This window comes from Mesorhizobium sp. M1D.F.Ca.ET.043.01.1.1, assembly GCF_003952385.1.
In the GTDB taxonomy this organism is placed as follows: Bacteria; Pseudomonadota; Alphaproteobacteria; order Rhizobiales; family Rhizobiaceae; genus Mesorhizobium.
On record NZ_CP034444.1, the window covers coordinates 1,428,598 to 1,442,606 of the forward strand.

12 protein-coding genes are annotated in these 14,009 nt (G+C 65.3%); 10 read left to right on the forward strand and 2 right to left on the reverse strand.

What is annotated here, in order from left to right:
* Nucleotides 1–58 precede the first annotated feature (58 nt).
* Nucleotides 59–964: a LysR family transcriptional regulator gene (locus EJ067_RS07260; protein WP_126085343.1), complete on the reverse strand. Its 906-nt coding sequence runs from the start codon at nt 962–964 to the stop codon at nt 59–61.
* Between the two features lie 125 nt (nt 965–1,089).
* On the opposite strand from EJ067_RS07260, the gene EJ067_RS07265 reads away from it, so the two are divergent.
* The 5 genes from EJ067_RS07265 to EJ067_RS07285 all read left to right on the forward strand — a co-directional run bounded on the left by EJ067_RS07265 (nt 1,090) and on the right by EJ067_RS07285 (nt 7,440).
* A complete protein-coding gene (locus EJ067_RS07265) occupies nt 1,090–2,745 on the forward strand; it encodes an ABC transporter substrate-binding protein (RefSeq protein WP_126085344.1) in 1,656 nt (551 codons plus the stop codon).
* Nucleotides 2,746–2,747: 2 nt separating this feature from the next.
* A complete protein-coding gene (locus tag EJ067_RS07270; RefSeq protein ID WP_126085345.1) occupies nt 2,748–3,638 on the forward strand; it encodes a DUF427 domain-containing protein in 891 nt (296 codons plus the stop codon).
* Nucleotides 3,639–3,846: 208 nt separating this feature from the next.
* Nucleotides 3,847–5,169: a homoserine dehydrogenase gene (locus EJ067_RS07275; RefSeq protein ID WP_126085346.1), complete on the forward strand. Its 1,323-nt coding sequence runs from the start codon at nt 3,847–3,849 to the stop codon at nt 5,167–5,169.
* A 123-nt stretch (nt 5,170–5,292) separates the two neighbouring features.
* Nucleotides 5,293–6,777, forward strand: coding sequence for an FGGY family carbohydrate kinase (locus tag EJ067_RS07280; protein WP_126085347.1), 1,485 nt, complete (start codon nt 5,293–5,295; stop codon nt 6,775–6,777).
* Between the two features lie 75 nt (nt 6,778–6,852).
* Nucleotides 6,853–7,440 carry a hypothetical protein gene (locus EJ067_RS07285; RefSeq protein WP_126085348.1) on the forward strand — a complete coding sequence of 196 codons (588 nt, stop codon included), beginning with the start codon at nt 6,853–6,855 and terminating at the stop codon, nt 7,438–7,440.
* Nucleotides 7,441–7,451: 11 nt separating this feature from the next.
* Here the strand turns inward: EJ067_RS07285 and EJ067_RS07290 are convergent, their stop codons facing one another.
* On the reverse strand, nt 7,452–8,414 hold the full coding sequence (locus EJ067_RS07290) for a sugar-binding transcriptional regulator (protein WP_126085349.1): 963 nt from the start codon (nt 8,412–8,414) through the stop codon (nt 7,452–7,454).
* A gap of 240 nt (nt 8,415–8,654) precedes the next feature.
* Here EJ067_RS07290 and EJ067_RS07295 point away from each other — a divergent pair, with 240 nt between their 5' ends.
* The 5 genes from EJ067_RS07295 (at nt 8,655) to EJ067_RS07315 (ending at nt 13,903) form a co-directional block, all read left to right on the forward strand.
* The gene (locus tag EJ067_RS07295) at nt 8,655–9,641 is read left to right on the forward strand and encodes an ABC transporter permease (RefSeq protein WP_210211704.1); all 987 of its coding nucleotides are present in this window, start codon (nt 8,655–8,657) and stop codon (nt 9,639–9,641) included.
* Between the two features lie 114 nt (nt 9,642–9,755).
* Nucleotides 9,756–10,694: a sugar ABC transporter substrate-binding protein gene (locus EJ067_RS07300; protein ID WP_126085351.1), complete on the forward strand. Its 939-nt coding sequence runs from the start codon at nt 9,756–9,758 to the stop codon at nt 10,692–10,694.
* Nucleotides 10,695–10,727: 33 nt separating this feature from the next.
* Nucleotides 10,728–12,236, forward strand: coding sequence for a sugar ABC transporter ATP-binding protein (locus EJ067_RS07305; protein WP_126085352.1), 1,509 nt, complete (start codon nt 10,728–10,730; stop codon nt 12,234–12,236).
* A 107-nt stretch (nt 12,237–12,343) separates the two neighbouring features.
* On the forward strand, nt 12,344–13,108 hold the full coding sequence (locus EJ067_RS07310; RefSeq protein WP_126085353.1) for an SDR family oxidoreductase: 765 nt from the start codon (nt 12,344–12,346) through the stop codon (nt 13,106–13,108).
* Between the two features lie 9 nt (nt 13,109–13,117).
* Entirely contained in the window at nt 13,118–13,903 is a 786-nt protein-coding gene (locus EJ067_RS07315) for a glucose 1-dehydrogenase (RefSeq protein ID WP_126085354.1), read from the forward strand.
* Nucleotides 13,904–14,009 lie beyond the last annotated feature (106 nt).

The window sequence follows — 14,009 nt, forward strand, 5'->3', positions numbered from 1 at the left end:
TCCATTCGCTTAGGTTTTGATTTTACGCATGTCTTTATCCCGAAACCGGTCCCGACTTTCAGGAGACATGCTTCAACATGCTGAAGGCGCGGTCGCTCTCCGCGAAAGCCTGCTCGTTGGACAGGTTCCTGGCAAGCGTGCGCAGGCCGGTCAGGGCGATATCGAGAGCATCGGAAGATGCCGGGTTCTCCGGGTAGGCTAGATAAATCGGCCGCTGGAACACCGGCGTATCCTCGACGCGCCGCAATTCGCCGCGCTCGATGTGAGGGCTGACCGCGCTCAGCGGCAGATAGGCGGCCGCCTTTTGCGACAGCACATGCTGCAGGCCAATGAACACCAGCCCGGCCGAGATCGCCGGCTTCACCTTGCCGGCAAAGGCGCGGTCATGCTCGACGCGGAACTCCAGCCCCCAATCCATCAGGATGTAGTTGTCCGTCCACGGCCCGACCTGCTCCGCGTGCTGGACGAGAACCACCTGATCGACGGCAAGAGTCTCATAGACGATGCCGGGATGCGGCCTGGGCAGATAGAGGATGCAGATGTCGAGCAGGCCTTCAGCCATCTGGTCGATCGCCAGATCCGGGAAGCTGCCTTCCAGCCGAAGCGCTACATTCGGCCGCTTCGCCCGTATCCAGTCGATCCAGGGCGAGGTGATGCTGTCCCAGAGATAGGCCGGCGCGGTGAGCCTCAGCAGCGTCTCGTAGCCATCGGGAACGGCAATGTCCTGGCGCGATTGCTCCCAGGTGCGGGTGATCGTCGAGGCATGCGGCAGGAACTGCCGGCCGGCCGGCGTCAGCGTGACGCCATCGCTGTCGCGGACGAACAGCTTGCGCCCCAATTGTTGCTCCAGGCCGCGGATGCGCGCGCTGACGGTGGACTGGGCGAGGTTCAGCCGATGGGCGGCGACCGTGAAGCTGCCATGCTCGGCGACCTCCAGGAAACTGCGCAGATTCTCGGTATCCATCGCTTTCGCTTTCGGCTCAGAGGTAATCGAAAATTCCGATGGCCCTCATCATAAAATATCGCTTTTCGGTAGTGATCAACAGTGAACTAGATGGCAAGCCCCCACGCCAACCAAGGAATGCAGCCATGCCGAAGCATTTCAGGACGACCGACGCCGCCCGCAAAAACCTCAGCGCAATCGAAAATTCCGCTATCGACGAATTGCTCGCAGGCCGGATCGGCCGGCGTGAATTCCTGCGCCATGGCAGCGTGCTCGGCCTGTCGCTGCCCTTCCTCGGCGGCATCGCCTCGGCGGTCGGCCTTGGCGCACCGCAGGCACGCGCCGAAGGCAAGCCGGGCGGTACGGTGCGCGCCGGTATCGCCGTGCCCGGCGGCGCCATCGACCCGGTGACCTTCTACGACAGCGGCAGCTATCAGCTCGTCTTCCAGACGGCCGAATTCCTGTGCGTGACGCAGCCGGACCTGACGCTGAAGCCGGTTCTGGCGGAAAGCTGGTCGCCCAACGCCGATGGCAGCGTCTGGACCTTCAAGCTGCGCAAAGGCGTGAAATTCCACAATGGCGAGGATTTCAAGGCCGACGACGTCGTGGCGACCTTCGATCGCCTCTCCGACCCGAAGGGCAGCTCCAACGCGTTGTCGGTGTTCAAGGGCCTGCTGTCGAAAGGCGGCACGCGCAAGGTCGACGACCATACCGTCGAGTTCCATCTCGACGCGCCGAACGGCAGCTTCCCCTATTCGGTGTCGATCGACAATTACAACGCCGTCATCCTGCCGGCGAGCTACAAGGGCGACTACGAGAAGACTTTCGAGGGCACCGGCCCGTTCCGGCTGGAAAGCTACACGCCGAAGGTCGGCGCCAGCTTCGTGCGCAATCCCGACTACTGGGGCGAGAAGGCGCTGCCTGACCGCCTCGAATTCAAGTTCTATGGCGACGTGCAGCCGCGCATCCTGGCGCTGCAGGCGGGCGAGGTCGACGTGCTCGACGCCATCCCGCTCGACGTCAGCCAGGTGGTGCTCGGCAATCCCGACATCACGGTGCTGCGCGTGGCGTCCACCGCGCATCGCCAACTCCACATGCGCTGCGACATGGCGCCCTTCACCGACAAGCGCGTGCGCCAGGCCCTCGCCCTCTCGATCGACCGCTCCAAGCTGGTCGACGGGCTCTGCCGCGGCATGGCGGCGACCGGCAATGACAGCCCGTTCGCGCCGGCCTTCCCGGCTACCGACAAATCGGTGCCGCAGCGCGCGCAGGACATCGCCAAGGCCAAGCAGTTGATGGAGGCCGCCGGCCTTGCCAGCGGCTTCGACATGACGCTGACCACGCTGCGCTATTCCGACATTCCCGGCTACGCGCAGCTCTTCCAGAACTTCGCCAAGGAGATCGGCACGCGCATCTCGCTCAACATCGAGGACCAGGACAAATATTACGGCAAGGCGGTGTTCGGCCAGTCCGACTGGCTGGACAGCCCGCTCGGCATCACCGACTACGCGCATCGCAGCGTGCCGAACGTCTTTCTGAAGAGTCCCCTGGTGAGCGACGGTCCGTGGAACGCGGCGCATTTCAAGAACACGGCCTATGACGGGCTGGTGGCCGGCTACCTCAAGGCGCTCGACCTCGACGCGCAGCGCAAGGCTGCCTCCGACATCCAAAAACTGCTGCTCGACGAGACGCCGGTGATCTTCAGCTATTTCCCGGACCTCCTGGTGCCGGTGCGCAAGAATGTCAGCGGCCTGCCGCCGATCGCCGCCGGCCTGCTGCTCGATCGTGTCTCGGTGGGTTGATCATGGTCGCGCGCAGCAACCTGGCGGCCAACGACGAGAAAAGGACGACGACCATTCGCAAGCCTCATCTGCGCGGCCGCGGGCCGCATTTCCCGCTGCTCGACACTATCGTGCAATACGAGTTCGAGCCGGGCTACGTCGCCTTCACCATGCCCTCGCCCAAGCGGCTGCGCGTCCAGGTCGGGCCGATGATCGTCGCCGACACCACCAGGGCGCTAGTGCTTTATGAGAGCGACCACCTGCCGGTCTACTACTTCCCGATGAGCGACGTGCGCGAGGAGTTCCTGCTGCCGAGCAGGACCACGACGGAGGATCCGTTCAAGGGCACCGCCACGCACTACTCGCTGAACACCGGCATCACGCTCGTCGAGGACGGCGCCTGGCGCTATCTCGATCCGGTCAAGGGCTGCCCGCCGATCGCGGACTACATCTCCTTCTACTGGCCGAAGATGACGCATTGGTGGGAGGAGGACGAGGAGATCTTCGTCCATGCCCGCGACCCGTTCCGTCGCGTCGACTGCCTGCCTTCATCGCGGCGCGTGCAGGTGATCCTCGACGGCGAGCAGGTCGCCGATTCCCGGCGTGGCGTGTTCCTGTTCGAGACCGGCCATCCGGTTCGGCATTATCTGCCGATCTCGGACACGCGGCTCGATATGTTCACGCCCAGCCGCTACATCTCGCGCTGCCCCTACAAGGGCATCTCCAACTACTACCACGTGACGACGCCCAAGGAGCGGCACGAGAACCTGGTCTGGTACTATCCCGAGCCCGTGCACGAGGCCGAGCGCATCAAGGGACTGGTGTGCTTCCACCACGAACTGGTCGACAAGATCCTGGTCGACGGGGTTGAGATTCCCAAGGAAGCGACAGCGGCGTCCGACGGCTATTTTTGAGCGAACTCCCAGCCTCTTCCTGAAGCGAAGCAACGAAGCGGCGCAGATTGGCAGCCGTGGCGTTCCTTCGCGCCCCCCTCTGCCCTGCCGGCCTTGAATTGATCCCTCAGGGCAATGCCCAAATCCCGGTTGAAATATTTTTCAAATAGAAATAGGAATGTTCAAACGATTGCGGCGCGGCGGCGCGCCAAGGACCGGAGGAAGCAATATGTCCCATCCGCAATTCGCAGCGGAACTCCTGCAGCGCGCTGAGAAGCAGGGACCGATCACCATCGGGCTCGCCGGCGCCGGGCAGATGGGGACGGACATCGTCGTCCAGGTGGCGCTCATGCCGGGCATGCGCATCGGCGCCATTTCGGAAGTCAGGCCGCAGGCGGCGATCGATGCCGCGCTGCTTGCCGGCCACGACCGCTCCGATATCGTGCAGGCGCCCAATGCGGCGGCCATCGACCGCGCCATCGAGGCCGGCAAGATCGCCGTCACCGAGGATCTTCACGCGCTCGCCGCCGCCGGCCGCATCGACGTCATCATCGACGCCACCGGCAATCCCAATATCGGCACGCTGTTCGCGCTCGAAGTGATGAAGAACGGCAAGCATATCGTCATGCTCAATGTCGAGGCCGACATCACCATCGGCCGCTTCCTCAAGGAGGAAGCACGAAAGGCCGGCGTGGTCTACACCGGCGCGGCCGGCGACGAGCCCGCCTGCACGCTGGAGATCATCGGCTTCGCCAAAAGCCTCGGCTTCACCATAGTTGCCGCCGGCAAAGGCAAGAACAATCCGCTCAAGTTCGATGCGGTGCCCGCCGATTACGAGAAGGAGGCGGCCGAGCGCAACATGAATGCGCGCATGCTTGTCGAGTTCGTCGACGGCTCGAAGACGGCGATCGAGATGGTGGCGATCGCCAATGCCACCGGCCTGGTGCCGGACGTGCCCGGCATGCACGGCCCGACGGCAACGCTGGAGGAACTGGCAAGCGTGCTCTGCCCGCGCGAGGACGGCGGCGTGCTGCACCGCAAGGGCGTGGTCGACTATTCGATCGGCAAGGGCGTCGCGCCCGGCGTGTTCTGCATCATCGAGACGAAGCATCCGCGCGTGCTTGAGCGCATGATCGACCTCAAGGTCGGCAAGGGTCCGTATTTCACGATCTTCCGCCCCTATCACCTGACCAGTCTCGAAGTGCCGCTCTCGGCGGCGCGCGCGGTGGTCTACAAGCGCGCCGACATGGAGCCGCTCGACCATCCGGTGGCCGAGGCGGTGGCGGTGGCCAAGACCAATCTCGGCACCGGACAGTCGCTCGGCATGATCGGCGAGAACGATTATCGCGGCTTTGCCATGACCTGGGAGGACGCGCGCGCCAAGGGCGCGCTGCCGCTCGGCCTTGCCGAGCGCGCCAAGGTGGTGAAGCCGGTGAAGGCCGGCGACTTCCTGACCTATGAAAATTGTGTACCCGACGATTCGATGGTGATAACCCAGATCCGCCGTCGTCTCGACCAGTCGGACGGGCGGTTCGTACCCAACGCGGCCTAAAGCGCGTCGCGCTGAAACGAATCCAGGCGACGCGATTTAGGTCCTTGTTTTTATGCATGTCGTTTTCGCAAAACCGCTGCACACTTTTGCGCGACATCCACTAACCCTGCGGATCGCCGCCTGATGGACGATGTCGTAATCGGGATCGACGCCTCGACGACGGCCGTGAAGGCGATCGCTTTCGCGCGTGACGGCACGGAGCTCTTCCAGGCACGCGAGACCTACCCGCTTTCCAATCCGGCGCCCGGCCATTTCGAGCAGGATGCCGAGCATTGGTGGACGGCGTTGCTGACGGCGCTGGGGAAGGTCGCCGACAAGATCGGCGCGGGGCGCGTGAAGGCGATCTCCATCGCCCATCAACGCGAGACCTTCACGCTGATCGACGACGCCGGCAAGCCGCTCATCCCCGCCATCCTGTGGCTCGACGAGCGCGCCCGCCGCCAGGTGGCGCGGCTTTCGCAAGAGCTTGGCCGCGAGGCGATCCGCGACTGGAGCGGCAAGCCGCCGGACCCGACGCCGGCGCTCTACGCCTTGGCCTGGCTGGTGGAGCATAAGCCGCCGGCGCTGACGGAAGCGGCAGCGCTGGTCGACGTGCATGCCTTCTTCGTCCACCGGCTCACCGGTCGGCTGATGACCAGCACGGCGAGCGCCGATCCGCTCGGCCTGCTCGACATCGCCAACTGTACCTGGCATCCGCGGCTGGTCGAAGCGGCAGGCCTGCAAACTGGACAATTGCCGGAGTTGGCCGCCCCCGGCGCGGTCTGCGGCACGCTTTCGGAAGGGATCGCCGCGGCGACCGGTCTGAAGGCCGGCACGCCGGTCGTGGCCGGCGCCGGCGACGGCCAGGCCATGGGCCTCGGCATGGGCGTCTACGGCCCCGGCAAGAGCTATCTCTCGCTGGGCTCGGGCGTCGTCAGCGGCAACTATTCCGGCACGGTCACGACATCGGATGCGTTCCGCACGCTGGTCTCGCCGACCGGCTCCGGCTTCATGCTGGAAACCGTGCTGCGCTCCGGCATGCAACTGGTCGACTGGATCGTGCGCACCACCGGCTCGCCTTCGGCCGCCGTACTGGAAAGGGCGGCGATGACGGTCGCCGCGGGCAGCGACGGCCTGCTCGTCTTGCCCTATTGGGCCGGTGTCATGAGCCCCTACTGGGACGGCGCGGCGCGCGGCGCGATCGTCGGCCTGTCGCTCGATCACGAGTCGAAACATCTCTTCCGCGCGGTGCTGGAAGGCATTGCCCTGGAGCAGGCGATTGCCACCGACGCGATGGAGGAACAGACCGGCAAGGCCGGCGCGATGATCGCGGCAGGCGGCGGCACCAATTCGACGCTGCTGATGCAGATCATGGCGAGCGTGCTCGAGCGGCCGCTCTTGGTCTCGCCGGTCAACGAGGCGGCGGCGCTGGGTGCTGCCATGCTAGCGGCCTCGGCCATCGGCTGGTTCGCATCGCCGGAGGACGCGGCAAAGGCGATGGCCGCCCCGCCAGCGAGACAAGTCGATCCGGTCGAAGCGCTGGTGCCGATCTACCGCGCCCGCAAGGAAATCTACCGCGACCTCTATCACGCGACGCGAGACATCCACGCGCGGCTGGGTGCGGCCTGAAACCTGTGTGAAGCAACGCATTTTGCGTCTTGCCCTGCTGATGCTACGCTTCCGGCACGCGGCGGACGATTGCTCATGACCACAGCCCTTCATCATGCGGCCCTCTTTTGGCTTGTCGCCTCGACGGCTATGCCTGTGCCGGCGCTTGCCGGCGACAAGCCGGCGTTCGAGCTTGCGCTCGACGTCGACCAGGACGGCACGATGGACCGCGCCGTGGTGATGCAGGACGATGGTCCGGCCGACCTCTACATCTATCTGGGGACGGGAGCGGAAAAGCCCGGTCCTTCGCGAAAACCCGACTTCGCCAGGAATGCGCTGACCGAGGACCGGGTCGTCGATCTCGAAGCCAAGGGCAAGGGATCGCTGGCGATCACGTCCTGCTTCGGCTGCGGTGCCAACAAATCGACGGAGGACACGCTGACCGTCGTCTATCGCAACGGCAGCTTCCTGGTCGGCGGCTACAGCCGCAGCTGGGACTGGGGCAACCGGAAGTCCGATGACACCGTAGAGACGATGCTCGGCGACTGCGACATCAACTACCTCACCGGCAAGGCCACGGCGTCCACGGATCTGGAAGAGGGCAAACCGGTCAAGGGCCGGTTCAAGCCCGTGTTGCTAAAAGACTGGTCCTACGAGAAGCGTCCCAAAATCTGCAGCTTCTGATCCGGCGAACCTCAGCGGCTGAGCAGGCCCTTGGCCGCGTCCTCGTCGGTGATCAGCACAGAAACCTTGGTGTTGGCAAGCGCGGCGCGCATGACGGCGATCTTCTCCTGCCCGCCCGAAACCAAGATGGTGGTCGGGATGTCGGAGAGGTCCTGCAGCGGATAGGCGCAGACACGGCGATTGACCTCATGGTCGACCGTGCGGCCCTCGGCATCGATGAAATGGCAAAGGATGTCGCCGACCGCGCCGGCCGCCTGCAATTCCTCCAATTCGCTTGGCTTGATGAAGCCGTAGTTGGCGATCGGGCTGTCGTTGGAGAAGGAGCCGACGCTGAGCACGGCGATGTTGGCGCGCCTCGCCCTAAAGACGACGTCCTGGACACTGCGCTGGCTCATGAAGGCATCGCGCTGCTCCGGCCTGTCGGCATAGACTGGTACCGGCAAAAGGTAGCATTCGGCGCCGATCTTCTCGGCGAATTCCCAGGCGCTCTCAGTCGGGTTGAGCGGCTGCGCGTGGGTCAGGCCGCCGAGCATCGAGACCACCGTGGTCCTGGCGATCGGCCGCCTGGGCAGTTCGTTGATGGCGAATTTCAACGTCCTGCCCCAGCCCAGCGCAATGACGTCGCCGGGATTGACATTGTCGGCAAGATAAGCGGCGGCGGCATGGCCGATCATCAGCGGCGCGTTGCTCCTGTCGGCTGCCGACGGCACGACCACGGCGTGGCCAAGGCCGAAGCGCTGCTTCAGGCTTTCCTCCAATTGCACGCATTCGACGACGCTGTCGCGAATGCGGAACTGGACAACACCCTCCTCGCGCGCGGCCGAGAGAATCCGGTGCACCTTGATGCGGCCGATACCGAGGATCTCGGAGATCCGCTCCTGCGTCAGGCCTTCGACATAATAGTGCCAGGCGGCACGGGCCTTGAGCTCGGCATCCGGGAAGCGCGAGGCCTTCTCGTTCTCGATCACCGCCATCCTTTTGCCTCCCGCATGCGTTCGACTTTCCCTATGGCAAACCGTCGGTTGGCGCAAACCGCCGCCGAAAGCGTCAGCGGCACTTGACAATTTTCTGATGAACGTTTTAGCTGAACAAAATTGCATATCAAAGATAAATTGTTCACAAGGGAGGATGCCTGGTGAACAGGAGCGGACGGCGAGGCGCGCCGGCTGGCTGACGGAGGAGACGACGTGGCCGTGAGCAACGAGACGAGCGAGTTGAAGGCCGGCGCCGGTGCCGCGCGCGGCGCTTCCGGCGCAAAGCTTTCGGCCCTGTTTGCCGGAACGATGGGACCGCTGATCGGCCTGGCGCTTCTGTGCCTGGCGCTGGCGCTGACCACCGACACCTTCCTGACGGTCCGCAACATCCTCAACGTGCTCGACCAGGTCACCGTGCTCGGCATCATGGCGATCGGCATGACGCTGGTCATCCTGATCGGCGGCATCGACCTTTCGGTCGGCTCGGTGCTGGCGCTGGCCTCGATGGTGATGGGCTACGTCGCCTACCCCGACTATCTCAATCTCGGCGTGCCCGTGGGCATTGCCGCGGCGCTCGTTGTCGCCGCCCTCTGCGGCCTGGTCTCGGGGCTGCTGGTGACGGTGACCAAGCTGCCGCCCTTCATCGCGACGCTCGCCATGATGTCGGTGGCGCGCGGCCTCGCCAACATGATCACCGATGGCTCACAGATCGTGGGCTTCCCTGACTGGTTCACCAACCTGTCGATCGTACGCCATTTCGGCTTCCTGTCGGTCACCGTCGGGCTGATGATCGTGCTGGCGATCGTCTTCGCCATCTTCCTCAACTATCGCGCCACCGGGCGCAGCCTTTACGCGATCGGCGGCAGCGCCGAGGTCGCCCGCCTCTCCGGCATTCCGGTGAAGTCGCTGACCAACTGGGTCTACGCGATTTGCGCTCTGCTGGCGGGACTGGCCGGCATCGTGCTCGCCGCCAGGCTCGATTCGGTGCAGCCGAGCTCGGGCGTCGGCTACGAGCTCGACACCATTGCCGCGGTGGTGATCGGCGGCGCCAGCCTTTCGGGCGGCATCGGCTCGATCGGCGGCACGGCGATCGGTGTGCTGATCATCGGCGTGCTGCGCAACGGGCTCAACCTGCTCGGCGTCTCGCCCTTCATCCAGCAGGTGGTGATCGGCGTGGTGATCGCGCTCGCGGTCGCCACCGACACCTGGCGGCGCCGCAGGCAATAGGGATTCGCCCGGATGTGCGGGCGAAACGGATCGGTCGATCCGAGACTGGACTGTCCGGCCGGGGGCGCCGCGATGCGCAGGCTGGACGGGATTGAACACCAACGGAGGAAAAACATGCTGACCAAACGTTCACTGCTGCTTGCGGCCGCAGCCATCGTCCCGCTACTCGGCCTGTCCGACGCCGCTTCGGCCAAGGACGCCAAGAAGCTCGGGCTTGCCGTCGCCAACCTGCAGGCGGACTTCTTCAACCAGATCAAGCAGTCGGTGGAAGCCTATGCCAAGGAGAAGGGCATCGAGGTCATCACCGTCGACGCCAAGGGCGACTCGGCAACGCAGGTCAGCCAGGTGCAGGACCTCGTCACCCAGAACATCGACGCGCTGATCTACATCCCGGCCGGCGCCACCGCCGCGACCGTTCCGACCAAGACCGCCAAGGCTGCCAGCATCCCGGTGGTCAATGTCGACCGCAACGCCGACGGCGCGCCCGGCGACACCTTCATCGCCACCGACAGCGTCAATTCGGCCAAGGGCGTGTGCGACTACATCGCCAAGCAGGCCGGCGGCAAGGGCGAGATGGTGATCATCCATGGCCAGAAGGGCACGACACCGGAAGTCGACCGCTCCAAGGGCTGCGGCGAAGCGCTGAAGGCTTATCCGGACATCAAGGTGGTCGGCGAGCTGTGGAGCGACCAGTGGCACCAGGACGAGGGCTTCAAGCTGGCGCAGGACCTGCTGCAGGCCCACCCGAACGTCTCGATCATCTTCGGCCAGGCCGACGCCCTGGCGCTGGGCGCCGCGCAGGCGGTCAAGGTCGCCAATCCCGACCACAAGATCTGGATCGCCGGCTTCGATGGCGACGTGGCCGCGCTGAAGGCGCTGAAGGACGGCGTGTTCGACGTGACAGCGACGCAGCAGACGCAGGGCATGGGCCGGCTCGCCGTCGACTCGGCGGTCAAGCTGGTGGCCGGCGACAAGCTGCCCGCCGATCAGTTGCAGGACGCGACGCTGACCACCAAGGACAATGTCGCGCAGTTCATCGAGAAGCACCCCTGAGGGCAAGCCAGCCGAGACCTGAAGAGCGCCACGATGTCCCCTGATCCTCACACCGGCGGGAGCCCGCATAACGGGCTCTTCGTCAACGGGCTGAGCAAGAGCTACGGACCTGTGCAGGTCCTGGCCGATGCGAGCTTCGAGGTGCGGCCGGGCGAGGTCGTGGCGCTGCTCGGCGAAAACGGCGCTGGCAAGTCGACCGTCTCGAACATCATCGCCGGCTCGACCAAGCCCGACGCCGGTACCATCATCTGGCGGGGGAAGCCCTACTCCCCCGCCAACCCCGCCGCGGCCATCGAGGCCGGGGTCGGCATGATCCATCAGGAATTGAAGCTGCTGCCGGACCTGTCGGTGGCGGAGAACGTCTATGTCGGGCGCCTGCCGATGCGCGGCGGCCGCATCGACCGCGTGACCATGAACGCGAAAGCCTCGGCGCAGTTGAAGCGCCTCGGCCTCGACGTCTCGCCGGAACGCAAGGTGCGCACGCTGCGCGTCGCGGCCCAGCAGCAGGTCGAGATCGCCAAGGCGCTGACACTGAACGCCGAGCTTTTGATCCTCGACGAGCCGACAGCGGCGCTTGGCGGCGAGGAGACGGAGCTGCTCTTCCAGCAGATCCGCAAGCTCAAGGCCGAAGGCATGTCCTTCATCTATATCAGCCACCGCCTCGACGAGATCGCGCAGATCGCCGATCGCGTGGTGGTGATGCGCGACGGCCGCATCGTCGCCCGGCACGAGCGCGCCGATATCCCGGTGCGCACCGTGGTCGAGCAGATGGTCGGCCGCAGCGTCGAGCGCATGTTCCCGAGGCTGTCGGCGCCGGGCGTGGAAACGGTGCTCGAGGTCGAGAACCTGTCCTCGCCGGAGCGCAGCTTCAACAACGTTTCCTTCTCGGTGAAATCGGGCGAGATCCTCGGCATCGCCGGGCTGATCGGCGCCGGCCGCACCGAGCTGGTGCGGGCGATCGCCGGCGCCGATCCGATCTCGTCCGGCGCGGTGCGCGTCGCCGGCCAGGCAGTCCGCCTCAGCGGCCCGGCGGCGGCAATCAGGGCCGGCGTCGTGCTGGTGCCGGAAGACCGCAAGGAACAGGGTGTGGTGCTGGAACAGACGATCGGCGAGAACCTCGCGATCGGCAATTTCGACCATGTCGCGCCGAAGGGTTGGGTGTTTCCCAGAGCGGTGCAGAGATTTGCCGAGGCCGGGATCAGTCGGCTCGGCGTCAAGGGACGGCCGAATCAGGCCGTCGGCAAGCTGTCGGGCGGCAACCAGCAGAAGGTGATCATCGCCAAATGGGTGTCGCGGCCGCCCAGGGTGTTCATCCTCGACGAGCCGACGCGAGGCATCGATGTCGGCGCGCGCGCGGCGATCTACGACGTGATCGCCGACCTTGCCCGCTCTGGCATGGCGGTGGTGGTGGTGAGCTCGGATCTGGAGGAAGTGCTGGGGCTTTCGCACCGCGTGCTGGTGCTGAGCCGCGGTCGCCAGCGCGGCATCCTCGATCGCGATGAGGCAAGCAATATCGCCGTCATGGAACTCGCCACGAGCTGAGACACGGCGGATGGGAACAAAGCGCAGCAGGTGATACCCTCCCAGGCACCGGACCGCGCGGGGCGCCAGCAGGACTGGCGCCCCTTCATCTGAGGAGAGGGAAAAAGATGAAACTGTTCGATCTTCACGGCGACGTAGCCTTGGTGACCGGCGCCGGCAGCGGCATCGGCCAGTCGATCGCCATCGGGCTGGCGGAAGCCGGGGCCGACGTCGCCTGCTTCGGCCACAGCTCGAAAGGCGGGCTGGACGAGACGGCCGGCAAGATCAAGGCGCTCGGCCGCAAGGCGCTGGTGCTGACCGGCACGGTGACGTCGGAGAGCGATCTCACGGCGGCGATCGAGCGCACGGAAAAGGAGCTCGGCGCGCTGACGATCGCCGTCAACAATGCCGGCATCGCCGGCGCCGAACCCGCCGAGACGCTACCGCTGGAGAAATGGCAGAAGCTCTACGACGTCAATGTCGGCGGCGTGTTTTTGTCCTGCCAGGCCGAGGCGCGCGTCATGCTGCCGCGCCGCAAGGGCTCGATCATCAACATCGCCTCGATGTCCGGCTCGATCGTCAACCGCGGCCTGACGCAGGCGCACTACAATTCGTCGAAGGCGGCGGTGATCCATATGTCGAAGAGCCTCGCCATGGAGTGGGCCGATCGCGGCCTGCGCGTCAACGTCGTCAGCCCGGGCTATACGCTGACGCCGATGAACAAGCGGCCGGAGGTGGCCGAGCAGATAAAAATCTTCAAGCGCGACACGCCGATGGGCCGCATGGCGACGCCGGAAGAAATGGTCGGGCCGACCGTGTTCCTGGCGAGCCGCGCCGCGAGTTTCGTCACCGGCGTCGACCTCATCGTCGATGGCGGCTTCGTCTGCTGGTAGGGAGAGAAGATGCAGAAGCGTTTTGAGGGAAAGACAGCGGTCGTCACGGGCGCCAGCGGCGGCATCGGCGCCGCCATGGCAAAACGCTTCGCGACGGAGGGTGCGGCGGTCGTGGTCAGCGCCATCGATCCGCGCGTCGACGAGGTCGCCGCCGACCTGAAGGCCGCGGGTGCGAAGGTCGCCTCGATGCGCATGGACGTGACGAAGAAGGACGAGGTCGCAGCCCTTTACGATCTCGCCGAAAAGGAATTCGGCCGCGTCGACATTTCCATTCAGAACGCCGGCGTCATCACCATCGCCAGGATCGAAGCGATGACGGAAGCCGAGTGGGACAAGGTGATGGCGGTGAACACCAAGGGCGTGTTCCTGTGCTGCCAGGAAGCGATCCTGCGCATGCGCAGGCATGGTGAAGGCGGCCGGCTGATCAACACCGCGTCGGGCCAGGCGCGGCAGGGTTTCATCTACACGCCGCATTACGCGGCCTCGAAGTTCGGCGTCGTCGGCATCACCCAGAGCCTCGCCAAGGAAGTGGCCAAGGAGAAGATCACCGTCAACGCCATATGCCCCGGCATCATCGACACCGACATGTGGGCCTATAACGACACCGCCTGGGGCAAGCTGCTCGGCGACTACAAGCCGGGCGAGCTGATGGCTGAATGGGTAAAGACCATCCCGATGGGCCGAGCCGGCAGCGGCGAGGACGTTTCGGGCCTCGTCAGCTTCCTCGCCAGCGACGACGCGGCCTACATCACCGGACAGACCATCAATGTCGACGGCGGCCTGATCATGTCGTGAGTCAGCCGACAATGCCTTGAGGCGCAGGCGGCGCCAGCCTCCCTTCCATCGCGCATCCCGAGGACCTCGGGTGACGGCTGATTTCCGCACGCCGTCACCCTGATAC

Bases quoted from the DNA above. Each gene is read 5' to 3' on its own strand.
- EJ067_RS07260 (WP_126085343.1), bottom strand. From the start codon at position 964: ATGGATACCGAGAATCTGCGCAGTTTCCTGGAGGTCGCCGAGCATGGC.
- EJ067_RS07265 (WP_126085344.1), top strand. From the start codon at position 1,090: ATGCCGAAGCATTTCAGGACGACCGACGCCGCCCGCAAAAACCTCAGC.
- EJ067_RS07270 (WP_126085345.1), top strand. From the start codon at position 2,748: ATGGTCGCGCGCAGCAACCTGGCGGCCAACGACGAGAAAAGGACGACG.
- EJ067_RS07275 (WP_126085346.1), top strand. From the start codon at position 3,847: ATGTCCCATCCGCAATTCGCAGCGGAACTCCTGCAGCGCGCTGAGAAG.
- EJ067_RS07280 (WP_126085347.1), top strand. From the start codon at position 5,293: ATGGACGATGTCGTAATCGGGATCGACGCCTCGACGACGGCCGTGAAG.
- EJ067_RS07285 (WP_126085348.1), top strand. From the start codon at position 6,853: ATGACCACAGCCCTTCATCATGCGGCCCTCTTTTGGCTTGTCGCCTCG.
- EJ067_RS07290 (WP_126085349.1), bottom strand. From the start codon at position 8,414: ATGGCGGTGATCGAGAACGAGAAGGCCTCGCGCTTCCCGGATGCCGAG.
- EJ067_RS07300 (WP_126085351.1), top strand. From the start codon at position 9,756: ATGCTGACCAAACGTTCACTGCTGCTTGCGGCCGCAGCCATCGTCCCG.
- EJ067_RS07305 (WP_126085352.1), top strand. From the start codon at position 10,728: ATGTCCCCTGATCCTCACACCGGCGGGAGCCCGCATAACGGGCTCTTC.
- EJ067_RS07310 (WP_126085353.1), top strand. From the start codon at position 12,344: ATGAAACTGTTCGATCTTCACGGCGACGTAGCCTTGGTGACCGGCGCC.
- EJ067_RS07315 (WP_126085354.1), top strand. From the start codon at position 13,118: ATGCAGAAGCGTTTTGAGGGAAAGACAGCGGTCGTCACGGGCGCCAGC.